Origin of the sequence: Streptomyces genisteinicus (assembly GCF_014489615.1) — a bacterium.
Classification (GTDB): domain Bacteria; phylum Actinomycetota; class Actinomycetes; order Streptomycetales; family Streptomycetaceae; genus Streptomyces; species Streptomyces genisteinicus.
Genome location: NZ_CP060825.1, coordinates 1,744,703 through 1,770,307, shown reverse-complemented (window position 1 = coordinate 1,770,307; position 25,605 = coordinate 1,744,703). Strand labels below are relative to the sequence as shown.

The window sequence follows — 25,605 nt, the reverse complement described above, 5'->3', positions numbered from 1 at the left end:
CTAAGGAACCACCAGTGACAACGATCACCCCCGACCCCGGGAACCGCCCCGGGCCCGGCACCTCTTTTTCCCCCGGGCCGCCCCCGCCCGGTACGCTCACCGCCGTGCCACACGCTGATCAGCCCTCACCGCCCCAGCCCGCAGCCGACCGCCCGGGAGCACCCCGCCCGGACCGGCCCCGCCCCACGGACCTCGGGGAGCTGGCGGCCCTGCTGGGCGTGCGGGCCCCGGCCGGGTCCGCCGTCACGGGCATCACCCACGACTCCCGGGCGGTTCGGCCCGGTGACGTGTACGCGGCCCTGCCCGGTGCCCGCTTCCACGGCGCGGACTTCGCGGCCCAGGCCGCCGACCTCGGCGCCGCCGCGATCCTGACCGACCCCTCGGGCTCCGAACGCGCCGCGGCCACGGGCCTGCCCGTGCTCGTCGTCGACGACCCGCGCGGCCGGATGGGCGAACTCGCCGTCGAGATCTACGGCCGGCCGGGCGCGGAGCTGCTCCAGATCGGCATCACCGGCACCTCGGGCAAGACCACCACGGCCTACCTGGTCGAGGGCGGTCTGCGTGCGGCGGGCCGCGCCACCGGGCTGATCGGCACGGTGGAGATGCGGGTCGGCGACGACCGCATCAAGTCGGAGCGCACCACCCCGGAGGCCACCGACCTCCAGGCGCTCTTCGCCGTGATGCGCGAACGCGGCGTGGACTCCGTCGCCATGGAGGTCTCCAGCCACGCGCTGGTGCTCGGCCGGGTCGACGGCTGCGTCTTCGACGTCGCCGTCTTCAACAACCTCAGCCCCGAGCACATGGAATTCCACTCCGACATGGAGGACTACTTCCAGGCGAAGGCGCAGCTGTTCACGCCGCAGCGCAGCCGCGAGGCCGTCGTCAACCTCGACGACGAGTACGGGCGCAGGCTGGTCGGGGAGGCGACCGTACCGGTCACCACCTTCTCCGCGGAGGGGCACCCGGACGCCGACTGGCGTGCCGAGGACGTCGAAGTCAGCGCCATCGGCTCGACGTTCACCGTCGTCGGCCCCAAGGGCGAGCGGCTGCGCGCCGCGGCCCCGCTGCCCGGCCCGTTCAACGTCGCCAACACCCTCGCCGCGATCGCCACCCTGGCCGTCGCGGGGATCGACCCGCAGACCGCCGCCGACGGCGTCGCCGCCGTCCCCGGCGTGCCGGGCCGCCTGGAGCGCGTGGACGCGGGCCAGCCGTACCTGGCCGTCGTCGACTACGCGCACAAGACGGACGCCGTCGAATCGGTCCTGCGCTCCCTGCGCAAGGTCACCGAGGGCAAGCTGCACATCGTCCTCGGCTGCGGCGGCGACCGCGACGTCACCAAACGCCGGCCGATGGGCGCCGCCGCCGCCCGCCTTGCCGACACCGCCGTCCTCACCTCGGACAACCCCCGCTCCGAGGACCCGCTCGCCATCCTCGCCACCATGCTGGCGGGAGCCGCCGAGGTCCCCGCGTACGAACGCGGCGACGTCCTCGTCTTCGAGGAGCGCGCCGCCGCCATCGCCGCGGCCGTGGCCCGCGCCGGCGCCGGGGACACCGTGCTCGTCGCCGGCAAGGGCCACGAGCAGGGCCAGGACATCGCCGGGGTGGTCCGCCCGTTCGACGACCGCCACGTGCTGCGCGAGGCGATCGAGGAGCTGGCCGCCCACCGGGACGCACCGGACGGACCGTCCCGCCGAAACGAGAACAGTCAGGGATGACCCAGTGATCGCCCTCTCACTCGCCGAGATCGCCGAAATCGTCGGCGGGAAGTCGCACGACATACCGGATCCGGCCATTCTCGTCACCGGTTCCGTCGTCATCGACTCCCGTGCCGTCGAACCCGGGAGCCTCTTCGCCGCCTTCAGGGGCGACAAGGTGGACGGCCACGACTACGCCGAACGCGCCATCGCCCAGGGCGCGGTCGCCGTGCTGGCCGCCCGCCCCGTCCCCGCGCCCGCGATCGTCGTCGACGACGTCCAGGCGGCCCTCGGCCGCCTCGCACGGGCCGTGGTGGAGCGCCTGGGCACCCAGGTCGTCGCGCTCACCGGCTCGGCCGGCAAGACCAGCACCAAGGACCTCGTGGCCCAGGTGCTGCGGCGCAAGGCGCCGACCGTCTTCACCCCGGGCTCGCTCAACAACGAGATCGGGCTGCCGCTCACCGCCCTCACCGCCACGGCCGAGACCGAGCATCTCGTGCTGGAGATGGGGGCGCGCGGAATCGGCCACATCCGGTACCTCACCGAACTGACCCCGCCGCGGATCGGCATGGTGCTCAACGTCGGCACCGCGCACATCGGCGAGTTCGGCGGACGCGAGCAGATCGCCCTCGCCAAGGGCGAACTGGTCGAGTCCCTGCCCTCCGCGGACGAGGGCGGCATCGCCGTCCTCAACGCCGACGACCCGCTCGTCCGCGCCATGTCCACCCGCACCCGGGCCCGCGTCGTCCTCTTCGGGGAGGCCGCGGACGCCGCCGTACGTGCCGAGAATGTCCGGCTCACGGAGCACGGACAGCCCTCCTTCACGCTCCACACACCCACCGGGTGCAGTGACGTGACCATGCGGCTGTACGGTGAGCACCACGTGTCGAACGCGCTCGCCGCGGCCGCCGTCGCCCATGAGCTGGGCATGCCTGTGGACGAGATCGCCCTCGCGCTCTCGGAGGCGGGCACCCTCTCCCGCTGGCGTATGGAGGTCACCGAGCGTCCGGACGGCGTGACGATCGTCAACGACGCCTACAACGCGAACCCCGAGTCCATGCGCGCCGCGCTGCGTGCGCTGGCCGCCATGGGCGAGTCAGCACGGGCCAAGGGGGGCCGTACATGGGCGGTGCTCGGCATGATGGCCGAGCTCGGGGACGAGGCGCTCGCCGAGCACGACGCGGTCGGGCGGCTCGCCGTCCGGCTCAATGTCGGCAGGCTCGTCGCGGTCGGGGGCAGGGAAGCGTCCTGGTTGCAACTGGGCGCATACAACGAGGGTTCGTGGGGTGAGGAGTCGGTGCACGTGTCCGACGCGCAGGCGGCGGTCGACCTGTTGCGCAGTGAGCTGCGCCCGGGTGACGTCGTGCTGGTGAAGGCGTCCAGGTCGGTCGGCCTGGAGAAGGTCGCCGAGGCGCTGCTCGAGGGTGAGGGTGCCGTCCGATGAGGCAGATCCTGTTCGCGGGAGCCATCGGTCTCTTCCTGACCCTGATCGGGACCCCGCTGCTGATCAAGCTGCTGGCCCGCAAGGGGTACGGCCAGTTCATCCGGGACGACGGCCCGCGTACGCACGGCAGCAAGAAGGGGACGCCCACCATGGGTGGCATCTCCTTCATCCTCGCCACGCTCATCGCGTACGCCCTCGCCAAGGTGATCACGGGCGAGGACCCGACGTTCTCGGGCGTCCTGGTCCTCTTCCTGATGGCCGGCATGGGCCTCGTCGGTTTCCTCGACGACTACATCAAGATCGTCAAGCAGCGGTCGCTCGGCCTGCGGGCCAAGGCCAAGATGGCGGGACAGCTCATCGTCGGCATCGCCTTCGCGGTGCTGTCCCTCCAGTTCGCCGACGCGCGCGGCAACACCCCGGCCTCCACCCGGCTGTCCTTCATCACGGACTTCGGCTGGTCCATCGGGCCGGTGCTGTTCGTGATCTGGGCGCTGTTCATGATCCTCGCCATGTCCAACGGCGTGAACCTGACGGACGGTCTGGACGGACTCGCCACCGGCGCCTCGGTGATGGTCTTCGGCGCCTACACGTTCATCGGGCTGTGGCAGTTCCAGGAGTCCTGCGCCAACGCGGTGACCCTGACCAATCCCAACGCCTGTTTCGAGGTGAGGGACCCACTCGACCTCGCGGTCGTCGCCTCCGCCCTGATGGGCGCCTGCTTCGGCTTCCTGTGGTGGAACACCTCGCCCGCCAAGATCTTCATGGGCGACACCGGTTCGCTGGCGCTCGGCGGCGCGCTCGCGGGCCTCGCGATCTGCTCGCGCACCGAGTTCCTGCTCGCGCTGCTCGGCGGTCTGTTCGTCCTCATCACCATGTCCGTGGTGATCCAGGTCGGTTCCTTCCGGATGACCGGGAAGCGGGTCTTCCGGATGGCGCCGCTCCAGCACCACTTCGAACTCAAGGGGTGGTCCGAAGTCCTTGTGGTGGTCCGCTTCTGGATCATCCAGGGCATGTGCGTCATCGTGGGTCTCGGCCTCTTCTACGCGGGATGGGCAGCCGACAAGTGAGCGACTGGCAGGGCAGGAAGATCACCGTCGCCGGCCTCGGCGTGAGCGGCGTCAGCGCCGCACGCGCCCTGGCCGGGCTCGGCGCGCGGGTGACCGTCGTCGACGGCGGCGACGGGGACGCGCACCGGGCGCGTGCGGCCGAACTGGCCCCGCTGGGCATCGCGGTGCGCCTCGGCGACGCCGGGACGCTGCCCGAGGGCACGGACCTGGTGGTCACCTCGCCCGGCTGGAAGCCCTCCAGCCCGCTCTTCGCGGCCGCCGCGGCTGCCGGTGCGGACGTCGTCGGCGACGTCGAGATCGCCTGGCGGCTGCGCGGCCCGGACGCGCCGCCCTGGCTCGCGGTCACCGGCACCAACGGCAAGACCACCACGACCCGCATGCTCGCCTCCATCCTGACGGCGGCGGGCCTGCGGACGGCGGCCATCGGCAACATCGGCACGCCGATCGTCGACGTCGTCACCGGGGACGAGCCCTACGACGTCCTCGCGGTCGAGCTCTCCAGCTACCAGCTGCACTGGGCGCCGTCCCTGCGGGCCCACTCCGCGGCCGTGCTCAACCTCGCGCCGGACCACCTCGACTGGCACGGCTCGATGGAGGCGTACGCCGCCGACAAGGGCCGGATCTACGAGGGCAACACGGTCGCCTGCGTCTACAACGCGGCCGACAAGGCCACCGAGGACCTGGTGCGCGAGGCGGACGTGGAGGAGGGCTGCCGGGCGATCGGCTTCACCCTGGGCACGCCCGGCCCGTCCCAACTCGGCGTCGTCGACGGGATCCTGGTCGACCGCGCCTTCGTGGCGGACCGGCAGAAGCAGGCGCAGGAGCTGGCCGAGGTCGGCGACGTCGACCCGCCGGCGCCGCACAACATCGCCAACGCCCTGGCGGCCGCCGCGCTGGCCCGCGCCTTCGGCGTCGCGCCCGCCGCGGTCCGCGACGGCCTGCGCGCCTTCCGGCCCGACGCCCACCGCATCGAACATGTCGCGGACGTGGCCCGGGTGGCGTACGTCGACGACTCCAAGGCCACCAACACCCACGCGGCGCAGGCGTCGCTGGCCGCCTACGAGCCGATCGTCTGGATCGCGGGCGGCCTCGCCAAGGGCGCCACCTTCGACGAGCTCGTCGCGGCCTCCGCCGGGCGGCTGCGCGGCGCCGTGCTGATCGGCGCGGACCGCGCGCTCATCCGCGAGGCCCTGGCGCGACACGCCCCCGAGGTCCCGGTGGTCGACCTCGACCGGACCGACACTGGGGCGATGTCCGCGGCGGTCGCCGAGGCGGCGGCCCTCGCCCGGCCGGGCGACACGGTCCTGCTGGCCCCGGCCTGCGCCTCGATGGACATGTTCACCGACTACAACAAGCGGGGCGAGGCGTTCGCGGAAGCGGTCCGCGCACTCGCCGCCGAGCGCGGCTGACAGCCACCGGGTCCGGCTGGCGCCGGGCACGACTGGAGGGGACAGCACCGATGCCGCCCACCACCCCCGGCTCCACCCCGGTCCCGTCCGCGCGTCCGGGGCGCACGCCCCGCGACCGGCCCGCAGCGGCGCCCGCCTCCCCGGTGCGCGCCGTGCGGCGGTGGTGGGAGACCCTGCGCGCTCCGGCGTACGCAGGCATGCCCGCGTACGCCGGAGCGGGACTCGCGCTGCGCAGCGGCGCCGGAGCGCGGGACGTCGCACGGCCGAACCCGCCGCGCGGCGGCGCGGGGGCGTCCCCCGGTGGCGGGCGGAGCGGCCCCACGGGGCCCCGGCGGCTGTTCGAGCAGGCACGGCGGGCCTGGGACCGGCCGCTGACGGCCTACTACCTGATCCTGGGCAGCAGCCTGCTGATCACCGTGCTGGGCCTCGTCATGGTCTACTCCGCGTCGATGATCCAGGCGCTGGAGTACTCCCTGCCGGCCGCGTACTTCTTCCGCAAGCAGTTCCTCGCCGCCACGATCGGCGCCGTGCTGCTGCTGCTGGCGTCCCGGATGCCCGTGCGGCTGCACCGCGCCCTGTCGTACCCGCTGCTCATGGGGGCGGTGTTCCTCATGGTGCTGGTCCAGGTGCCCGGGATAGGGCACTCGGTGAACGGCAACCAGAACTGGCTCTACCTCGGCGGCCCGTTCCAGCTCCAGCCCAGCGAGTTCGGCAAGCTGGCCCTGATCCTGTGGGGCGCCGACCTGCTCGCGCGCAAGCAGGACAAGCGGCTGCTGACGCAGTGGAAGCACCTGCTGGTGCCGCTGGTGCCGGTGGCCTTCCTGCTGCTGGGCCTGATCATGCTGGGCGGCGACATGGGCACGGCGATCATCCTCGCCGCGATCCTTTTCGGCCTGCTGTGGCTGGCGGGTGCGCCCACCCGGCTCTTCGCGGGGGTGCTCGGCGTCGCCGTCGCGGTCGGCCTGCTGCTGATCAGGACCAGCGAGAACCGGATGTCCCGGCTGGAGTGCATCGGCGCCACCGACCTCGGACCGCAGGGCGAGTGCTGGCAGGCCGTGCACGGCATCTATGCTCTGGCCTCTGGCGGATGGTTCGGTTCCGGGCTCGGTGCGAGTGTGGAAAAATGGGGCCAACTGCCCGAACCGCACACCGACTTCATCTTCGCCGTCGCCGGGGAGGAACTGGGCCTCGCGGGGACGCTGTCGGTGCTCGCCCTCTTCGCGGCTCTAGGCTATGCGGGTATCCGCGTCGCCGGACGCACGGAGGACCCCTTCGTGAGGTACGCGGCGGGAGGCGTGACCACGTGGGTCACGGCGCAGGCCGTGGTCAACATCGGTGCGGTGCTCGGCCTGCTGCCGATCGCCGGGGTGCCGCTCCCGCTGTTCTCCTACGGCGGGTCGGCCCTGCTGCCGACGATGTTCGCCGTGGGGCTGCTGATCGCGTTCGCGCGACAGGATCCGGCCGCGAAGGCGGCCCTGGCCGCGCGGAGGCCCGGGGTGAGATGGAAGTCGATGAGACGGCGCGAGAAGAAGCGTCCGTCCGGAGAGCGGTGAATTTCGGTGCATGTCGTACTCGCCGGTGGGGGGACCGCCGGCCACATCGAGCCCGCGCTCGCCCTCGCGGACGCCCTGCGCAGGCAGGACCCGACCGTGGGCATCACGGCCCTCGGCACGGAGCGCGGACTGGAGACCAGGCTCGTCCCCGAGCGCGGTTACGAGCTGGCGCTCATCCCCGCGGTCCCGCTGCCGCGCAAGCCCACACCCGAGCTGATCACCGTCCCCGGACGGCTGCGCGGCACCATCAAGGCCGCCGAGCAGATCCTGGAGCGCACCAAGGCCGACTGCGTCGTCGGCTTCGGCGGCTACGTCGCCCTGCCGGGCTACCTCGCCGCCAAGCGGCTGGGCGTGCCGATCGTCGTGCACGAGGCCAACGCCCGCCCCGGCCTCGCCAACAAGATCGGCTCCCGCTACGCGGCGGGCGTGGCCGTCGCCACCCCGGACAGCAAGCTGCGCAACTCCCGCTACATCGGCATCCCGTTGCGGCACTCGATCGCGACCCTCGACCGCGCCCGGGTGCGCCCCGAGGCGCGTGCGGCGTTCGGGCTCGACCCCAATCTGCCGACGCTCCTCGTGTCCGGCGGCTCGCAGGGCGCGCGCCGTCTCAACGAGGTCGTCCAGCAGATCGCGCCGGTCCTCCAGCGCTCCGGGATCCAGATCCTCCACGCGGTCGGCCCGAAGAACGAGGTGCCGCGCGTGGACAACATGCCCGGGATGCCGCCCTATGTGCCGGTACCGTACGTGGACCGGATGGACCTCGCGTACGCCGCGGCCGACATGATGCTCTGCCGCGCGGGCGCGATGACCGTCGCCGAACTCTCCGCCGTCGGCCTGCCCGCCGCCTACGTCCCGCTGCCGATCGGCAACGGCGAACAGCGGCTCAACGCCCAGCCGGTGGTCAAGGCGGGCGGCGGCCTGCTGGTGGACGACGCCGAGCTGACCCCCGAGTGGGTCCACGGCAACGTCCTTCCCGTGCTGGCCGATCCGCACCGGTTGTACGAGATGTCGCGTGCGGCCGCCGAGTTCGGCCGCCGGGACGCCGACGACCTGCTCGTCGGCATGGTGTACGAGGCGATTGCGGCACGCCGCCAGGCGTGAGAAGGCAGGGACCGTGGCCGGACCGACCACCGCCGAGCGCGGCGCGGAGCATCCCCCCGAGAGATCGGACACCTCCGGCGGACCCGCCGGGCCGGGCGGACCGGACGCGTCCGGGGGGCGGCCCCCCGGACGCGACCCCGTCCGGCGGCGGATCCTGCTGCGCCGTGCGCTGATCGGCTGCGTCGCCGCGGTGCTCCTCGCGGCCGGCGCCGTGTGGGCCCTCTACGGGTCCTCCTGGCTGCGCACCGAGGAGGTACGGGCCACGGGCACCGACGTGCTCACCCCGCGGCAGGTCGAGGAGGCGGCGGCGGTGCCGGTCGGCGCCCCGCTGGCCTCCGTCGACACCGACGCCGTGGAGGCCAGGCTGCGCGAGGCGATGCCGCGCATCGCCTCCGTCGAGGCCGTGCGGTCCTGGCCGCACGCCATCGAGCTGCGGGTGGTCGAGCGGACCGCGGTCCTGGCCCTGGAGAAGGGCGCGCGGTTCGCCGAAGTGGACGCGGAGGGCGTGCAGTTCGCCACGGCCGACAAGGCGCCCCGCGGTGTGCCGCTCGTCCGCCTCGACCTCGCCGGATCACCCGGCGCCGCACGGTTCGACGCCGACCGGCTGCTCACCGAGGCGGTGGCGGTGCGCGGCGATCTGCCCGCCCGGGTGGTGCGCGAGACCGCGTCCCTGGAGGTGCGGTCCTACGACGACATCTCCCTGCGGCTCACGGGCGACCGGCGGGTGCTGTGGGGGAGTTCCGAGCACGGCCCGGCGAAGGCTCGCACACTCGCGGCGCTGATGAAAGCGTCTCCCGGTGCGCGTCAGTTCGACGTGAGCGCCCCCACCGCCCCTGCCGCAGCGGGGAGTTGACGCACATCTGCGCAGGCCAGCACCCTGGTTGCGCATCGAGCGGCGTGATCACATAGGGTGAAAAGAAAAACGGGAGGTTCGGCGTGTTCGTTGAACGGGCGCCTCGTGTCGACTTAGTGTCCTGTTCGGAAGAGTCCAGGGAACAGACACACTGATAACCCTAAACTTCACCGTTAGGGTTCGGGTCGGCAGCCGGGCTGGTCGGGCCGTCCCCATTCGACATCAGTCGGCGCACCGCGGTCCCGCGAGGCGTCGACACGTAACTCGAGGCGAGAGGCCTTCGACGTGGCAGCACCGCAGAACTACCTCGCAGTCATCAAGGTCATCGGTGTCGGCGGCGGTGGTGTCAATGCCATCAACCGAATGATCGAGGTCGGTCTCAAAGGCGTCGAGTTCATCGCGATCAACACGGACGCGCAAGCGCTGTTGATGAGCGACGCCGACGTCAAGCTCGACGTCGGCCGCGAACTCACCCGGGGCCTCGGCGCCGGAGCCAACCCGGCAGTCGGTCGCAAGGCGGCAGAGGACCACCGCGAGGAGATCGAGGAGGTCCTCAAGGGGGCCGACATGGTCTTCGTCACCGCGGGAGAAGGCGGCGGCACCGGCACCGGCGGCGCCCCCGTCGTCGCCAACATCGCGCGCTCGCTCGGCGCCCTGACCATCGGCGTCGTCACCCGCCCCTTCACCTTCGAGGGACGCCGGCGCGCCAACCAGGCGGAGGACGGCATCGCCGAGCTCCGCGAAGAGGTCGACACCCTCATCGTCATCCCCAACGACCGCCTGCTGTCCATCTCGGACCGGCAGGTGAGCGTCCTCGACGCCTTCAAGTCCGCGGACCAGGTGCTGCTCTCGGGTGTCCAGGGCATCACCGACCTCATCACCACCCCCGGCCTGATCAACCTCGACTTCGCCGACGTCAAGTCCGTGATGTCCGAGGCCGGGTCGGCCCTGATGGGCATCGGCTCCGCCCGCGGCGACGACCGCGCCGTGGCCGCCGCGGAGATGGCCATCTCCTCCCCGCTGCTGGAGGCGTCCATCGACGGCGCCCGCGGCGTGCTGCTCTCCATCTCGGGCGGCAGCGACCTCGGCCTCTTCGAGATCAACGAGGCCGCCCAGCTGGTGAGCGAGGCGGCCCACCCCGAGGCCAACATCATCTTCGGCGCCGTCATCGACGACGCGCTCGGCGACGAGGTCCGGGTCACGGTCATCGCGGCCGGCTTCGACGGCGGACAGCCGCCGACCCGCCGGGAGAACGTCATCGGCTCCGCTTCCGCCAAGCGCGAGGAGCAGGCCCCGCCGCAGCGCCCCGAGCCGGTGCGCCCCGCGAGCGGTCTGGGCACGGTGCCCGTGCGCGAGGAGCCCCCGGCACCCGCCGAGCCCGCCCCGGTCTCCGGCGACACGATCTCCCCGTCGTCCCCGCCCCAGGTCCCCTCGGCCCGTCCGTACGACACCCAGGCCGAAGAGCTGGACGTCCCCGACTTCCTGAAGTGACCGTGGAGCACGACGCGATACACGCGAGCGGCGCCCGCTTCGCCTTCACCGACAGGTGGGGCGGGGTGAGCGCCGCTCCGTACGAGGAGCTCAACCTCGGCGGCGCGGTCGGCGACGACCCGGACGCCGTCCGGGCCAACCGCGCCGCCGCCGCCCGGTCCCTGGGCATCGACCCGGACCAGGTCGTCTGGATGAACCAGGTGCACGGCAAGGACGTCGCGGTGGTCGACGGCCCGTGGGGGGACGCGCCCGTCCCGTCCGTCGACGGGGTGGTCACCGCCCGGCGCGGTCTGGCGCTCGCGGTGCTCACCGCGGACTGCACCCCCGTCCTGCTGGCCGACCCGGTGGCGGGCGTCGCCGCCGCCGCGCACGCCGGCCGGCCCGGCACGGTCGCCGGCATCGTCCCCGCGACCGTGGCGGCGATGACCGCGCTCGGCGCCGAACCGGCACGCATCGTCGCGCGCACCGGCCCCGCCGTCTGCGGCCGTTGCTACGAGGTTCCCGAGCAGATGCGGGCGGACGTCGCCGAAGTGGAACCGGCCGCCTGGTCCGAGACGAGCTGGGGCACTCCCGCCGTCGACGTGACCGCCGCGGTGCACGCCCAGCTCGCCGCGCTCGGCGTCACCGACCGCCGCGCGTCCGGGATCTGCACCCTGGAATCGCGCGACCACTACTCGTACCGCCGTGACCGGACCACCGGGCGGCTCGCCGGATACGTCTGGCTCGAAAGCCGGGATGGGTCATGACGGACCGCAGCACCGAACTCGCCGACAACCTGGCGCGGGTGGAGGAGCGGATCGCCGCCGCCTGCGCGGCCGCCGGACGCGACCGCGGCGAGGTGACGCTGATCGTGGTCACCAAGACCTACCCCGCCTCCGATGTGCGGATCCTGCACGGACTCGGGGTGCGTCACATGGCGGAGAACCGTGACCAGGACGCGGCCCCGAAAGCCGCGGCCTGTGCGGATCTGGACATCCGGTGGCATTTCGTCGGCCAGCTCCAGACCAACAAAGTCCGTTCCGTGGCGGGTTACGCCGATGTCGTGCAGTCCGTCGACCGGCCGAAGCTCGTCTCCGCCCTCTCGGCCGCGGCGGTCCGGGCGGACCGCGAGATCGGCTGCCTGGTCCAGGTCGCGCTCGACGCGGAGTCCGGGCGGCAGGGGGAGCGCGGCGGCGTCGCGCCGGACCGGATCGAGGAGTTGGCGGACGCGGTGGCCGCCGCACCGGGACTGCGGCTCGGCGGGCTGATGACCGTCGCGCCGCTGGCCGGCCCCTATGCGGGGCGGCAACAGGCGGCGTTCGAGCGGCTGATGGAATTCTCATCCGGCCTGCGCGCGGCTCATCCGGCTGCGAACATGGTGTCAGCAGGGATGAGTGCGGACCTCGAGCAGGCCGTGGCGGCGGGAGCGACACATGTGCGCGTCGGCACTGCGGTACTCGGAGTCCGACCGAGGCTCCGGTAACGTCGCGAAGCAAGTCGGACCACAGTAGAAAATATGGTCATTCCCGCCGAAAGCGGGGCGGGCCGAGTGGATACGGGCACTTGGTGACGATTGCCGATCCACCACAGAGCGGAGGACTCAGAGAATGGCCGGCGCTATGCGCAAGATGGCGGTCTACCTCGGCCTCGTGGAGGACGATGGGTACGACGGCCGGGGCTTCGACCCCGATGACGACTTCGAACCCGAGCCCGAGCCGGAGCGCGACCACCGGCGGCACGCACCCCCGCACCAGATCGAGCGGGAGGAGCCGGTCCGCGTGGCCGCCCCGCCCGCACCCCGCGAGCCCGTCGCCCTGCCGGTCGAGAGCCCGCGCCCGGCGCGTATCGCCCCCGTGGCATCCATCACACCTGAACGTCCGAGCCTGGAGAAGAACGCACCGGTGATCATGCCCAAGGCCGTGTCCGAGCGGGAGCCCTACCGCATCACCACGCTGCACCCCCGGACCTACAACGAGGCCCGTACCATCGGGGAACACTTCCGTGAGGGCACCCCGGTGATCATGAACCTCACGGAGATGGACGACACCGACGCGAAGCGACTTGTCGACTTTGCCGCGGGACTCGTCTTCGGCCTGCATGGCAGCATTGAACGAGTGACGCAGAAGGTGTTCCTGTTGTCGCCTGCTAACGTCGATGTCACGGCTGAGGACAAGGCCCGCATCGCAGAGGGCGGATTCTTCAACCAGAGCTGAGGAAAGACTCCGGGAACGACCCGGCCGCACGGCCGGCAACACGAGAGACCAGGGGAGAGGGAAGCGCGGGATGGGCGTCGCACTACAAGTGATCTACATCGCGCTGATGTGCTTCCTGGTCGTGTTGATCTTCCGGCTGGTCATGGACTACGTCTTCCAGTTCGCACGTTCATGGCAACCCGGCAAGGCGATGGTGGTCGTTCTGGAGGCCACCTACACTGTCACCGATCCACCGCTCAAGCTTCTTCGGCGGTTCATCCCGCCGTTGCGTCTCGGGGGCGTGGCACTCGACCTGTCCTTCTTCGTTCTGATGATCATCGTCTACATCCTGATCTCCGTCGTTCGCGGCGTGGGGAGCTCGATGTGAGCGATACGGTCCTGCCGACTGCCGACGACTACGTAGAGGTGAAGAAGAGATGCCGCTGACCCCCGAGGACGTGCGGAACAAGCAGTTCACGACCGTCCGCCTCCGAGAAGGCTATGACGAGGACGAGGTCGATGCCTTCCTCGACGAGGTCGAAGCCGAGCTGACCCGTCTGCTCCGCGAGAACGAGGACCTGCGCGCCAAGCTGGCCGCCGCGACCCGTGCGGCCGCGCAGAACCAGCAGCAGCAGGGCATGCGCAAACCCCCGGAGCCGCAGGACGGCCGCGGTCCCGGCGCCCCCGTGCCCGCCGCCATATCCGGACCCCCCGTCCAGCAGCAGCCCCCGCAGATGGGCCCGCCCCAGCTGCCCGGTGGTGCTCCGCAGCTGCCGGCCGGTCCCAGCCACGGCGGCCCGCAGGGCCCCGGCCCGATGGGTCAGGGTCCCGGCGGCCCCATGGGCCCCGGTCCGATGCAGGGCGGCCCCATGGGCGGTCCGATGGGCGGCCCCATGGGCCACGGCGGCCCGCAGGGCCCCGGTCCGATGGGCCAGGGTCCCGGCGGCGACAGCGCGGCCCGTGTCCTCTCGCTGGCCCAGCAGACCGCCGACCAGGCGATCGCCGAGGCCCGCTCCGAGGCCAACAAGATCGTCGGCGAGGCGCGTTCGCGCGCCGAGGGCCTCGAGCGCGACGCCCGCGCCAAGGCCGACGCCCTGGAGCGGGACGCACAGGAGAAGCACCGCGTGGCCATGGGCTCCCTGGAGTCCGCGCGCGCCACGCTGGAGCGCAAGGTCGAGGACCTGCGGGGCTTCGAGCGCGAGTACCGCACGCGCCTGAAGTCGTACCTGGAGTCGCAGCTGCGCCAGCTGGAGACCCAGGCCGACGACTCGCTGGCCCCGCCGCGCACCCCCGCCGCGGCCTCGCTCCCGCCGTCCCCGGCGCCCTCCATGGCACCGGCCGGCGCGAGCGCCCCGTCCTACGGCGGCAACCAGACGATGGGCGGCCACGGCCCCTCGCCGTCCGGCCCGTCCTACGGCGGTCAGCAGCAGATGTCCCCGGCCATGACCCAGCCGATGGCACCGGTCCGGCCGCAGGCGCCGCAGCCGATGCAGCAGGCGCCGTCGCCGATGCGGGGCTTCCTCATCGACGAGGACGACAACTGACGCCGCGCGCGTAACGGCGCAACCGTCGGCAGACACAAGGGCCGGGCCCGGAAGCACACCACGTGCTCCGGGCCCGGCCCTTTGCGCGCGCCGCCCCCGCGCCCGCCCCGGGTGGGCCCTGGCGGGCGGGGGCTTGCGCCCCAGGCGACGACGGCAGGGGCTTCTGCCCCTGCAGTCCGGCTGCGGGGCCTCGGACTCCTCGGCGGGGCGGGCGGGATGGTCAGCCTCGCCGGCGTCTGAGGCGCGGGGGTGCGGGGACGGAGCCCCCGCCGGAGGGCGTGAGGTCACGGGGCCGCCGGCCCGGGTGATGGTGCACGTCGCTGCGCGCCGTGTCCTCGGTCGCGGGACGGGCCGGGGCGGCCGGGCCGTTGCCCGGGAGGGGAGCCCTCGGACGGGCCGGCATGGGGGGGCCGCTGCCCGGGGAGCCGGCCCCGGGCGCGGGCCGGACTTCCCGCCGGCCGGGAGGTCTGCCCCGGGACGGGCGAGGGCCCGGCAGCGGGCGGCTGCCGGGCCCTCGGGACGCCGTGGCGTCAGACCTTGCGGAGGCGGAACGTCAGGGAGAGGCCCTCGTCGGTGAAGGCGTCGCCGTAGGACGCGTCCGCCTCCCCGGTGGCGAAGTCCGTCGCCAGCACCTCGTCCGCGATCAGCGTCGCGTGGTCGGCCAGGGCGGAGGCCACCTCCGGGTCGGAGGAGGACCAGCGCAGCGCGATCCGGTCCGCCACGTCCAGGCCGCTGTTCTTGCGGGCCTCCTGGATCAGGCGGATCGCGTCGCGCGCCAGACCCGCACGCCGCAGTTCCGGCGTGATCTCCAGGTCGAGGGCGACGGTCGCCCCCGCGTCCGATGCCACGGACCAGCCCTCGCGCGGGGTCTCGGTGATGATGACCTCCTCCGGGGAGAGGGAGATCGTCTCGCCGCCCACCTCCAGCGTCGCCTCACCGGAGCGCAGCGCCAGCGAGAGCGCGGCGGCGTCGGCCGCGGCGACCGCCTTGGCCACGTCCTGGACGCCCTTGCCGAAACGCTTGCCCAGCGCGCGGAAGTTGGCCTTCGCCGTGGTGTCGACCAGCGAGCCGCCGACCTCGGAGAGCGACGCGAGGGAGGAGACGTTCAGCTCCTCGGTGATCTGCGCGTGCAGCTCGGGGGAGAGGGTCTCGAAGCCGGAGACGGCCACCAGGGCGCGCGACAGCGGCTGGCGGGTCTTGACGCCGGACTCCGCACGCGTCGCCCGTCCCAGCTCCACCAGACGCCTCACGAGCACCATCTGCTGCGACAGCGCCGGGTCGATCGCGTCCAGGTCGGCGACCGGCCAGGAGGACAGGTGCACCGACTCGGGCGCGTCCGGGGTGACCGGCACGACCAGGTCCTGCCAGACCCGCTCGGTGATGAACGGGGTGAGCGGCGCCATCAGACGCGTCACGGTCTCCACGACCTCGTGGAGGGTGCGCAGAGCGGCCTTGTCGCCCTGCCAGAAGCGGCGGCGGGAGCGGCGCACATACCAGTTGGAGAGGTCGTCGACGAACGCCGAGAGCAGCTTCCCCGCGCGCTGGGTGTCGTACGCCTCCAGCGCCGAGGTCACCTGGTCCACCAGCGCGTGCAGCTCGCTCAGCAGCCACCGGTCGAGGACCGTGCGGTCGGCGGGCGCCGGATCGGCCGCGGAGGGCGCCCAGTTCGACGTACGGGCGTACAGCGCCTGGAAGGCGACGGTGTTCCAGTACGTCAGCAGGGTCTTGCGCACGACCTCCTGGATCGTGCCGTGCCCCACGCGCCGGGCGGCCCACGGCGAGCCGCCGGCCGCCATGAACCAGCGCACGGCGTCGGCGCCGTGCTGGTCCATCAGCGGGATCGGCTGGAGGATGTTGCCCAGGTGCTTGGACATCTTGCGGCCGTCCTCGGCCAGGATGTGCCCGAGGCAGACCACGTTCTCGTACGAGGACTTGTCGAAGACCAGCGTGCCGACGGCCATCAGCGTGTAGAACCAGCCGCGGGTCTGGTCGATGGCCTCCGAGATGAACTGCGCCGGGTAGCGCTTCTCGAAGACGTCCTTGTTCTTGTAGGGGTAGCCCCACTGCGCGAAGGGCATCGAACCGGAGTCGTACCAGGCGTCGATGACCTCCGGGACGCGCGTCGCGGTGGCGGAGCACTGCGGGCAGGCGAAGGTGACGTCGTCGATGTACGGGCGGTGCGGGTCGAGGCCCGACTGGTCGGCGCCGGTCAGCTCGGTCAGCTCGGCGAGCGAGCCGACGCAGGTGAGGTGGTCGTCCTCGCAGCGCCAGATCGGCAGCGGGGTCCCCCAGTAGCGGTTCCGGGAGAGCGCCCAGTCGATGTTGTTGTTCAGCCAGTCCCCGTACCGGCCCTGCTTGACCGAGTCGGGGAACCAGTTGGTCGCCTCGTTCTCGGCGAGCAGGCGGTCCTTGACCGCCGTGGTGCGGATGTACCAGGAGGGCTGCGCGTAGTAGAGCAGCGCCGTGTGGCAGCGCCAGCAGTGCGGGTAGCTGTGCTCGTACGGGATGTGCTTGAACAGCAGCCCGCGTGCCTGCAGGTCGGCGGTCAGGGCTTCGTCGGCCTTCTTGAAGAAGACGCCGCCGACGAGCGGCACGTCCTCCTCGAAGGTGCCGTCGGGGCGGACCGGGTTGACGACCGGCAGCCCGTAGGAGCGGCAGACCTTGAGGTCCTCCTCACCGAACGCGGGGGACTGGTGGACCAGACCCGTGCCGTCCTCGGTGGTGACGTACTCGGCGTTGACCACGTAGTGGGCCCCGGACGGGCTGCCCTTGCCGGTTCCCTCGCCTACGCTCGGGAACTCCACCAGCTCGAAGGGCCGCTGGTACGTCCAGCGCTCCATCTCGGCGCCGGTGAACGACTGCCCGGTCGCCTCCCAGCCCTCGCCCAGCGCCTTCTCCAGCAGCGGCTCGGCGACGACCAGCCTCTCGGAGTCCTCGTCGCCGGTCCTGCGCGCCACCACGTACGTGACCTCGGGGTGGGCGGCGACCGCCGTGTTGGACACCAGCGTCCACGGGGTGGTCGTCCACACCACCAGGGCCGCCTCGCCCGCCAGCGGGCCGGAGGTCAGCGGGAAGCGCACGTAGACCGACGGGTCCACGACCGTCTCGTAGCCCTGCGCCAGCTCGTGGTCGGAGAGCCCGGTGCCGCAGCGCGGACACCACGGGGCGACCCGGTGGTCCTGGACCAGCAGGCCCTTGTCGAAGATCTGCTTCAGCGACCACCACACGGACTGGATGTAGTCCGGGTCCATCGTCCGGTACGGGTCGTCCATGTCGGTCCAGTAGCCCATGCGCGTCGTCAGCTCGGCGAACGCGTCCGTGTGCCGGGTCACCGACTCACGGCACTTGGCGTTGAACTCGGCGATGCCGTAGGCCTCGATGTCCTTCTTGCCGGAGAAGCCGAGCTCCTTCTCGACGGCGAGCTCGACCGGCAGGCCGTGGCAGTCCCAGCCGGCCTTGCGGGCGACGTGGTAGCCGCGCATGGTGCGGAAGCGCGGGAAGACGTCCTTGAAGACGCGGGCCTCGATGTGGTGCGCGCCGGGCATGCCGTTGGCCGTGGGCGGACCCTCGTAGAAGACCCACTCGGGGCGTCCCTCGGACTGCTCCAGGGTCTTGGCGAAGATCTTGCCCTCGCGCCAGAAGTCGAGCACGGCGTGCTCGAGCGCGGGCAGGTCTACCTGGGCGGGTACCTGGCGGTACTGCGGCGGCGTCATCGGTCTCCTCCGGCGGACATCTCGCTCGTTCCGTCGGAGGGACGAGAGCCAACGCTGCGCTCCCGCGGTACCACCCTCCTTGGCCCCGGGCCCGCAGGCCCCGGACCCCCTCATTGGGGTCGCGATGCCGGTTCTACTCGCCTGGGCGGCTTTCTTCCGGCGGCTCCGGGGTGATGCTTCGCCTCGCGCTCGCCCCCGGGCTCTCACCGTCCCCGGGTCGCTCATGGCCGCATACGACGCTACTGGTCCCCATCCACGCCTTTCGCTGCGCCCAGTGTAAGGGCCCGGCGGCCCCGTCGCGGACCGCTTTTCCCGGCACGCCGCGGGGCGGGCGCCGCCCCCGGCGGAGCGGGGGCGGTTGCCCCGAATGCCGCACCCGGGGCGTCCGGGCCCCACGCGCGCGCCGGGGGCGGATTACGGGGCGGACAGCTGGGCACAACGGATGCAGACCCGGCATCCCGCAGCCGTGACCGGGTCCGACCGGCGGCGTGCCCCGTTGCCGCCGGGCTGGTGTCGATTTATCGTCCCAGCACGATTCGCGAGCAAGATCACAATATGTGAAGGGGCCGCGGCCATGGTGGCGAAGAAGACCGCCGACACATCGGCGCACTCCCGTTCCGCCGCCGCGCCCGCGCCGGCGGACGACCCCCCGGGCGAGGCCGCCGGGACGACGGCCGCGCAGGGGACGCCGGCGAAGAAGACGGCTGCGAAGACCGCGAAGAAGACGGCGAAGAAGACCGCGGGCAAGACCGCGAAGAAGGCCGCCGCGAAGACGACGGCGGCCGCGAAGGCGCCGGCGAAGGCCGCGGCGAAGAAGGCCGCGAAGAAGACGGCGAAGAAGACCGCGAAGAGGGCGGCGCCGGGGAAGGCCCCGGCGGGCACCGCAGCCGGGTCCGCTCCGGCGGCCACGGAGCAGGCCGCGGACGCGGCCTCGACGCAGACAGGAGCCAGGACGGTGGCAACCAAGAAGACCGCGGCCCGAAGCGCCGCAGGTGGGCCCACGGCCCCTGCGGTGGCGGCGACGCCACCCGGTGAGCTGGCGGTGCGGCCGGGGGAGGACCCCTGGACCCCCGCCGAGGTGGACGAGGCCCGCACCGGCCTGGAGGGCGAGGCGGTCCGGCTGACCGCCGAGATCACCGCGTCGGAGAGCGCGCTCGCCGGACTCATGCGGGACTCCGGAGACGGCGCGGGCGACGACGAGGCGGACACCGGCACCAAGAACATCACCCGCGAGCACGAGATGGCCCTCGCCGCCAACGCCCGCGAGATGCTGGAGCAGACCGAGCGGGCCCTGGAACGGCTGGACGCCGGGACCTACGGACTCTGCGAGAGCTGCGGAAACCCGATCGGCAAGGCCCGGATGCAGGCGTTCCCCCGCGCCACGCTCTGCGTCGAGTGCAAGCAGAAGCAGGAACGCCGGGGCTGATGCCGCACGGGTGTGCCGTACCCTCGTGCGCAGGGACCCTGTCCGGCCCGCGTTTCGCCGGACCGTGACGCCCGCACGACACGTCGCCGCGCCGCCGGCGCGCCCCCGGCGGCCCTGCCGCCCGGGACGCCGGGGCGCGGTGCGGCACGTCGTCGGCGCCTCACGGGGCCCGGACCGCGCGGGCCCGTCCCGGCAGCGGCCCGGTCCGCCGGACGGCCCGCTGTCAGGCACCTAGGTTGAGGGACTCACGTGACAGAGGCGGAGCGCATCATCGGTACGCCGGATGGTGACGACGAGACGGCGGAGCCGGCCGAGCAGCCCAAGGGCAGGCGCCGGATCCTCGCGCTGTTCACGGTCGCGGTGGCGGCCTATCTGCTCGACCTGATCAGCAAGATCATCGTGGTCGAGAAGCTGGAGCACCACGAGCCGATCGAGATCATCGGCGACCTGCTCCGGTTCGAGGCGGTGCGCAACCCGGGCGCCGCGTTCGGCATGGGCGAGGCCTTCACGATCATCTTCACCTTCATCGCGGCCGCCGTGATCGTGGTGATCATCCGGCTCGCCCGCAAGCTGTACAGCCTGCCGTGGGCCATCGCGCTGGGTCTGCTGCTGGGCGGGGCGCTCGGCAACCTCACCGACCGCATCTTCCGGTCGCCCGGCGTCTTCGAGGGCGCCGTGGTCGACTTCATCGCGCCGGCGCACTTCGCGGTCTTCAACCTCGCCGACTCGGCGATCGTCTGCGGCGGCATCCTCATCGTGCTGCTGTCGTTCAAGGGGCTGGACCCCGACGGGACGGTCCACAAGGACTGACAAGGCATACTCGACGGGTGAGTACCCTTCCCGAGATCCGCACCCTGCCCGTACCCGACGGCCTGGAGGGCGAGCGCGTCGACGCCGCCATCTCCCGGATGTTCGGTTTCTCCCGCACCAAGGCGGCCGAGCTGGCCGCCGCCGGGAAGGTGCAGGTCGACGGGTCGGTCGTCGGGAAGTCCGAGCGGGTGCACGGCGGCGCGTGGCTCGAGGTCGAGATGCCGCAGGCGCCCGCGCCCGTGCAGATCGTGGCGGAGCCCGTCGAGGGCATGGAGATCGTCCACGACGACGACGACATCGTGGTGATCGTCAAGCCGGTCGGCGTGGCCGCGCACCCGAGCCCCGGCTGGACCGGGACGACCGTGATCGGCGGTCTGGCCGCCGCGGGATACCGGATCTCCACGTCGGGTGCCGCCGAGCGCCAGGGCATCGTCCACCGGCTCGACGTCGGCACCTCCGGACTGATGGTGGTCGCCAAGTCGGAGCGCGCGTACACCCTGCTCAAGCAGCAGTTCCGGGAGCGGACGGTCGACAAGCGCTACCACGCGCTGGTGCAGGGCCACCCCGACCCGCTGAGCGGCACCATCGACGCGCCCATCGGCCGCCACCCGAACCTCGACTACAAGTGGGCGGTCACGGCCGAGGGCAAGCCCTCGGTCACCCACTACGACCTCATCGAGGCGTTCCGGGCGGCCTCGCTGCTCGACATCAAGCTGGAGACCGGCCGCACCCACCAGATCCGGGTGCACATGGCCGCCCACCGGCACCCGTGCGTGGGCGATCTCACCTACGGCGCCGACCCGACGATGGCCAAGCGTCTCGGGCTGACGAGGCAGTGGCTGCACGCGGTGCGCCTCGGCTTCGAGCACCCGGCCGACGGACAGTGGGTCGAGTTCGCCAGCGACTACCCGGACGACCTCCAGCAGGCGCTGGAGAAGATCGCGGCGGAGAGCGCGTGAGCGGCGGCTGGCGGGTACGGGTCGCCGGCGGCCCTGCCGACCGCGAGGCGTGCTTCGCGGTCCGCAAGGACGTCTTCGTCGCCGAGCAGCAGGTGCCCGAGGACATCGAGTACGACGTCTTCGACGCCGAGGACGCCGTCACCGTGCACGTCCTCGCCGTGCGCGACGACGGGGTGGCGCTGGGCACCGGCCGGCTGCTGCACGGTCCGCACGCCGCGGACCGCACCGGCGGCGACCCCTCCGTCGGTTCGCTCGGCCGGCTCGCGGTGACCGGTGCCGCCCGTGGTCTGGGCGTCGGCGTGGCGCTGGTGCGCGCGATCGAGGACGAGGCCCGCGGGCTCGGGCTCACCGCCGTGGACCTGCACGCGCAGTCGCACGCGCTGGGCTTCTACGAGCGCCTCGGGTACGTGGCGTACGGCGCGGAGTACCAGGACGCCGGCATCCCGCACCGGTCGATGCGGCGCCCGCTCGACACCTGAGCCCGCGCGCCCGCGCGGTGCCTGAGCCCGAGCGCCCCCGAGCCTGAGCGACCCCGAGCCTGAGCGACCCTGAGCCCGGGGCCCGCCCGCCGGCCCGGCCCGGGGTGCGGGCGGTCCCGCCGCCGGCGGAGACCGCGGGGTGGCTCCGGCGGGCGGCGCGGGGGCGTCGCGCCGGGTTCGGCCGGGCCCCGTGGCAGGGTTGGGACCCCGATCGCCGAGGTTCCGAGCCGCCGGAGGACGCACCGTGGACCAACTGGCGCTGCTGTTCGCGCTGTTGTTCGGAGCGGTCGTGAGCGTGCCGCTGGGGCGCCGGCTGGGGCTGCCCCCGCCGGTCCTGATGACGCTCGCCGGCATCGTGCTGGCCTTCCTCCCGTTCGTGCCGAACATCGAGGTGCCGCCCGACCTGATCCTCCCGCTGCTGCTGCCCCCGTTGCTCTACGCGGCCGTCCAGCGGACCTCCTGGCGGCAGTTCGCCGCCAACGCCCGGCCGATCCTGCTGCTCGCGGTCGCCCTCGTCTTCGTGACCACCGCGGCGGTCGCCGCGGCCGCCCACGCGGTGGTGCCCGGACTTCCGGTGGCCGCCGCCGTCGCGCTCGGCGCACTCGTGGCGCCGCCCGACCCGGTCGCGGCCACCGCCGTCGCCGGGTCGCTCGGGCTGCCCCGCCGGCTGGTGTCGATCATGGAGGGCGAGGGGCTGTTCAACGACGTCACCGCCATCGTGCTCTACCACGTGGCGATCGCCGCGGCCGTGAGCGGCGAGTTCTCCGTCGGGCGGGCCGCGGGGGAGCTGGTGCTGTCGGCCGTCGTCGCCGTCGCCGTCGGCCTCGCGCTGGGCTGGGTCTCCAACAAGGTCATGGGCCTGCTCGGCGACCCGACCCTGCAGACCGGCCTCACCGTGATGGTGCCCTTCGCCGCCTACGTGCTCGCGGAGGAACTCCTGGGCTCGGGCGTGCTGGCGGTCCTGACCTGCGCCCTGTACCTCGCCGAGCACACCGCCGACGCCGACGACGTGATGGGCCGGCTGGCCGGGAACACCTTCTGGGAGATCCTGGACACGCTGATCACCGGGATCGCCTTCGGCCTCATCGGCCTCGAACTGCACAACGTGTTCGGCACCGCGGAGGGCCGCCTCGGTGAACTGATCGGCTGGAGCGCCGTGGTGGTCGCCGTGGTCGTCGGCGTACGGCTGCTGTGGCTGCTGCCCGCGGCCTGGCTCGCCAAGCGCCTCCACCGCAAGCGGGACTACGACGAGGACGTGCCGACCAGCTGGCGGGAGACGGTCGTGCTGTGGTGGGCGGGGATGCGGGGCGTGGCCTCCGTGGCCCTGGCCCTCGCGATCCCGCTCACGACGGACGCGGGCGACGACTTCCCCAAGCGCGGGGAGATCGTCTTCATCGCCTTCGCCGTGATCATGGTCACGCTGGTGTGCCAGGGCATCAGCCTGCCCTGGCTGGTGAAGCGGCTGGGCGTGCGCGCCGACACGGGAGCCGAGCGGGAGCTGGAGCGGAGTCTCGCGCTGCGCGCCGCCAAGGCGGCGAAGCGCCGGCTCAAGGAGATCGAGGAGACGGAGGAGCTGCCCGAGGAGGCCGGCGAGCGGCTGCTGCGCGGCGCCTTCGACATCGGGGCGAGGATCAGCCCGGACATCGTCGACGACGAGCGCAGGGAGTGGTTCGCCAAGCGCGTCGAGCGGTACGCGACCGTGCGGCGCATCCAGCGGGAGATGCTGTCGGCCGCCCGTCACGAGGTGCTCTCGGCGCGCAGCGAGCCCGGCGTCGATCCGGAGGTCGTCGACCGGGTGCTGCACCACCTCGACGTCCGCAGCCTGCGCTGAGCCACCACCCGCCGCCGCCCGCCGGTCCGTCCTCGGGCGGACCGGCAGCGGGCGGGTCAGCCGCGTCCGGTGCGGGGAGCGTCGCCGTTCGGCGCGGAGGCGTCGGCGGGCAGGTACTCCTCCGAGTTGTTGCTGTGCACCTCGGACGCGCGGGGCGTGCCGACACGGCCCGCCGCGGGCGCGGCCGGGCGTTCGGCCGCGCGGGAGGTGACCACCCGCGGCAGCGCGTAGGGGTGCTTCTCGGTCAGCCAGGCGAGCATCTGCTCGCGCACGGTGCAGCGGGCCGTCCAGATGTCGTCGGCGTCCTTCGCGGTGACGACCGCCCGCACCTGGATGGTGCTCGGGGTGGTGTCTGTGACCGCGAGGCTCCAGTCGCGGCGGTCCCACGCGGCGCAGCCGTCCAGGATCTCGCGCAGCTTCTCCCGCATCAGCGGCAGCGGGGCGGAGTGGTCCAGGTGGAAGTAGACGGTGCCGGTCATCTGGGCGCCGCCGCGCGACCAGTTCTCGAACGGCTTGCTGGTGAAGTACGACACCGGCATCGTGATCCGGCGCTCGTCCCAGGTGCGGACGGCCAGGAAGGTGAGGGTGACCTCCTCGACCACACCCCACTCGCCGTCGACGACGACCGTGTCCCCGATGCGCACCATGTCGCCGAAGGCGATCTGGAAGCCGGCGAAGAGGTTGCCCAGCGTGGACTGGGCGGCGACACCGGCGACGATGCCGATGATGCCCGCGGAGGCCAGCATCGAGGTGCCGATCTTCTCCATGCCGGGGAAGGTCAGCAGCATCGCGGCGACCGCCACCACGGCCACCACGGCTGTGACGATCCTCATGATGAGCGTCACCTGGGTGCGCACCCGGCGGACCCGGGCGGCGTCCCTGGTGACGGACGCGTAGCGGGCGTAGGTCGCCTCCACCGCCGTCGACGCGATGCGGATGATCAGCCAGGCGCTGGCCGCGATCAGCACCAGCGAGAGGACGTGGCCTATCCCGGCGCGGTAGTCCGCCACGAGCGAGTGGCGGATCTCGCCGTAGGAGGCGCGCAGCATCGCACCGAGCAGCACCACCTGCAGGGGCAGCCGGCAGCCGCGGAGCATGCCCCACAGCGGTGTCTCCGGGTGGCGTGCGTCGGCACGGCGCAGCAGCAGATCGACGACCCAGCCGACGACGAGCGTCAGCACCACCGAGCCGCCGACCACGATCAGCGGGCGCAGTACGTTCTCCATGTCTCCCTGACTCCAAGACGAGAAGGCTCCGCGCGCGGGACGCCGCCGCCGGCGGCCTCCGCGCGGCCGGAGCCGCGGTCGTGCACGGGGTCCTGGCAGGATGGCCGGATGAACATCGTCCTCCTCCACTCCAGCTACGGACTGCGTCCCGCGGTGCGGGCCGCAGCCGACCGGTTGCGGGCCGCCGGGCACGAAGTGCGCGTGCCCGACCTGTACGACGGTCAAACGGCCGACTCCGGTGAAGAGGGCCAGGAGATCAGGGAGCGGATCGGGCACGAGGAGCTGCTGCGCCGGGCGGTCGCCGCCGCGGCGCCGTACTCGGAGGACGGTCTGGTCTACGCCGGCTTCTCGCTCGGCGGCGCGATCGCGCAGAACCTCGCCCTCGGTGACGAGAAGGCCCGCGGCCTGCTGCTCCTGCACGGCACCTCGGACCTGCCCCAGGACGCGCACGCGGACGGACTGCCCGTCCAGCTCCACGTCGCCGACCCGGACCCCTCCGAGTCGGACGACTGGCTGAACACCTGGTACCTGGGGATGCAGCGGGCCGGCGCCGACGTGGAGATCCACCGGTACGCGGGGGCCGGACACCTGTACACCGACCCGGGGCTGGACGACTGGGACGAGGGCGCCGCGGAGCGGACCTGGCGGACCGCCCTCGCCTTCCTCGACTCCCTCGACGAGTCCTGACCCGCCGTCACGCACCGGGTCCCGACCCGCTGTCACGCACCGGGTCCCGGACCGCCGTCATGCACGGGGTCCCGGACCGCCGGCACGGGCCGGGTCGGGCGGGCTCGTCACGGCCCCGGGCGGGGCGCGCTCGTCCCGGCCCCGGCG

Annotated in this window: 21 protein-coding genes; 19 read left to right on the top strand and 2 right to left on the bottom strand. The window is 72.7% G+C overall.

Annotated elements, in window-relative coordinates; translation table 11 throughout:
- Nucleotides 1-14: 14 nt before the first annotated feature.
- The 13 genes from IAG43_RS07810 (at nt 15) to IAG43_RS07750 (ending at nt 14,327) form a co-directional block, all read left to right on the top strand.
- Nucleotides 15-1,715, top strand: a complete 1,701-nt coding sequence (locus IAG43_RS07810; protein WP_187740030.1) for a UDP-N-acetylmuramoyl-L-alanyl-D-glutamate--2,6-diaminopimelate ligase — start codon at nt 15-17, stop codon at nt 1,713-1,715.
- 4 nt (nt 1,716-1,719) lie between these two features.
- Nucleotides 1,720-3,138 (top strand): UDP-N-acetylmuramoyl-tripeptide--D-alanyl-D-alanine ligase, encoded by a 1,419-nt coding sequence (locus IAG43_RS07805; protein WP_187740029.1) that lies wholly within the window; start codon nt 1,720-1,722, stop codon nt 3,136-3,138.
- Entirely contained in the window at nt 3,135-4,205 is a 1,071-nt protein-coding gene (gene mraY / locus IAG43_RS07800) for a phospho-N-acetylmuramoyl-pentapeptide-transferase (protein ID WP_187740028.1), read from the top strand. The genes IAG43_RS07805 and mraY overlap by 4 nt, the downstream gene beginning before the upstream one ends.
- On the top strand, nt 4,187-5,614 hold the full coding sequence (gene murD / locus IAG43_RS07795) for a UDP-N-acetylmuramoyl-L-alanine--D-glutamate ligase (protein WP_187740027.1): 1,428 nt from the start codon (nt 4,187-4,189) through the stop codon (nt 5,612-5,614). The genes mraY and murD overlap by 19 nt, the downstream gene beginning before the upstream one ends.
- Before the next feature lie 197 nt (nt 5,615-5,811).
- Nucleotides 5,812-7,167 carry a putative lipid II flippase FtsW gene (ftsW, locus tag IAG43_RS07790; protein WP_246574713.1) on the top strand — a complete coding sequence of 452 codons (1,356 nt, stop codon included), beginning with the start codon at nt 5,812-5,814 and terminating at the stop codon, nt 7,165-7,167.
- A gap of 6 nt (nt 7,168-7,173) precedes the next feature.
- On the top strand, nt 7,174-8,268 hold the full coding sequence (gene murG / locus IAG43_RS07785; protein ID WP_187740025.1) for an undecaprenyldiphospho-muramoylpentapeptide beta-N-acetylglucosaminyltransferase: 1,095 nt from the start codon (nt 7,174-7,176) through the stop codon (nt 8,266-8,268).
- Between the two features lie 13 nt (nt 8,269-8,281).
- On the top strand, nt 8,282-9,121 hold the full coding sequence (locus IAG43_RS07780) for a cell division protein FtsQ/DivIB (RefSeq protein ID WP_187740024.1): 840 nt from the start codon (nt 8,282-8,284) through the stop codon (nt 9,119-9,121).
- A gap of 285 nt (nt 9,122-9,406) precedes the next feature.
- Nucleotides 9,407-10,612, top strand: a complete 1,206-nt coding sequence (gene ftsZ, locus IAG43_RS07775) for a cell division protein FtsZ (protein ID WP_187740023.1) — start codon at nt 9,407-9,409, stop codon at nt 10,610-10,612.
- Complete coding sequence (gene pgeF / locus IAG43_RS07770) at nt 10,609-11,358, top strand: peptidoglycan editing factor PgeF (RefSeq protein WP_187740022.1); 750 nt, start codon at nt 10,609-10,611, stop codon at nt 11,356-11,358. The genes ftsZ and pgeF overlap by 4 nt, the downstream gene beginning before the upstream one ends.
- Nucleotides 11,355-12,074: a YggS family pyridoxal phosphate-dependent enzyme gene (locus IAG43_RS07765; protein ID WP_187740021.1), complete on the top strand. Its 720-nt coding sequence runs from the start codon at nt 11,355-11,357 to the stop codon at nt 12,072-12,074. Before pgeF ends, IAG43_RS07765 begins: the two co-directional genes overlap by 4 nt.
- A 124-nt stretch (nt 12,075-12,198) precedes the next feature.
- Nucleotides 12,199-12,804 (top strand): cell division protein SepF, encoded by a 606-nt coding sequence (locus tag IAG43_RS07760; protein WP_187740020.1) that lies wholly within the window; start codon nt 12,199-12,201, stop codon nt 12,802-12,804.
- Nucleotides 12,805-12,874: 70 nt separating this feature from the next.
- Nucleotides 12,875-13,171: a YggT family protein gene (locus tag IAG43_RS07755; protein WP_018848748.1), complete on the top strand. Its 297-nt coding sequence runs from the start codon at nt 12,875-12,877 to the stop codon at nt 13,169-13,171.
- A 49-nt stretch (nt 13,172-13,220) separates the two neighbouring features.
- Entirely contained in the window at nt 13,221-14,327 is a 1,107-nt protein-coding gene (locus IAG43_RS07750; protein ID WP_187740019.1) for a DivIVA domain-containing protein, read from the top strand.
- A gap of 530 nt (nt 14,328-14,857) precedes the next feature.
- Here IAG43_RS07750 and ileS read toward each other — a convergent pair.
- Nucleotides 14,858-18,040: an isoleucine--tRNA ligase gene (gene ileS / locus IAG43_RS07745; RefSeq protein WP_187740018.1), complete on the bottom strand. Its 3,183-nt coding sequence runs from the start codon at nt 18,038-18,040 to the stop codon at nt 14,858-14,860.
- A 574-nt stretch (nt 18,041-18,614) separates the two neighbouring features.
- Between ileS and IAG43_RS07740 the strand changes: the two genes are divergently transcribed.
- From IAG43_RS07740 to IAG43_RS07720, 5 genes are all read left to right on the top strand, one after another.
- On the top strand, nt 18,615-19,466 hold the full coding sequence (locus IAG43_RS07740; protein ID WP_187740017.1) for a TraR/DksA family transcriptional regulator: 852 nt from the start codon (nt 18,615-18,617) through the stop codon (nt 19,464-19,466).
- 249 nt (nt 19,467-19,715) lie between these two features.
- Nucleotides 19,716-20,276, top strand: a complete 561-nt coding sequence (gene lspA, locus IAG43_RS07735) for a signal peptidase II (protein ID WP_187740016.1) — start codon at nt 19,716-19,718, stop codon at nt 20,274-20,276.
- A 17-nt stretch (nt 20,277-20,293) separates the two neighbouring features.
- Nucleotides 20,294-21,235, top strand: a complete 942-nt coding sequence (locus IAG43_RS07730; protein WP_187740015.1) for an RluA family pseudouridine synthase — start codon at nt 20,294-20,296, stop codon at nt 21,233-21,235.
- Nucleotides 21,232-21,714 (top strand): GNAT family N-acetyltransferase, encoded by a 483-nt coding sequence (locus tag IAG43_RS07725; protein WP_187740014.1) that lies wholly within the window; start codon nt 21,232-21,234, stop codon nt 21,712-21,714. The genes IAG43_RS07730 and IAG43_RS07725 overlap by 4 nt, the downstream gene beginning before the upstream one ends.
- 244 nt (nt 21,715-21,958) lie before the next feature.
- On the top strand, nt 21,959-23,545 hold the full coding sequence (locus IAG43_RS07720; RefSeq protein WP_187740013.1) for a Na+/H+ antiporter: 1,587 nt from the start codon (nt 21,959-21,961) through the stop codon (nt 23,543-23,545).
- 56 nt (nt 23,546-23,601) lie between these two features.
- On the opposite strand, the gene IAG43_RS07715 is transcribed toward IAG43_RS07720, so the two are convergent.
- A complete protein-coding gene (locus IAG43_RS07715; RefSeq protein ID WP_187740012.1) occupies nt 23,602-24,771 on the bottom strand; it encodes a mechanosensitive ion channel family protein in 1,170 nt (389 codons plus the stop codon).
- Between the two features lie 108 nt (nt 24,772-24,879).
- Between IAG43_RS07715 and IAG43_RS07710 the strand changes: the two genes are divergently transcribed.
- Nucleotides 24,880-25,458 carry a dienelactone hydrolase family protein gene (locus IAG43_RS07710; RefSeq protein WP_187740011.1) on the top strand — a complete coding sequence of 193 codons (579 nt, stop codon included), beginning with the start codon at nt 24,880-24,882 and terminating at the stop codon, nt 25,456-25,458.
- Nucleotides 25,459-25,605 lie beyond the last annotated feature (147 nt).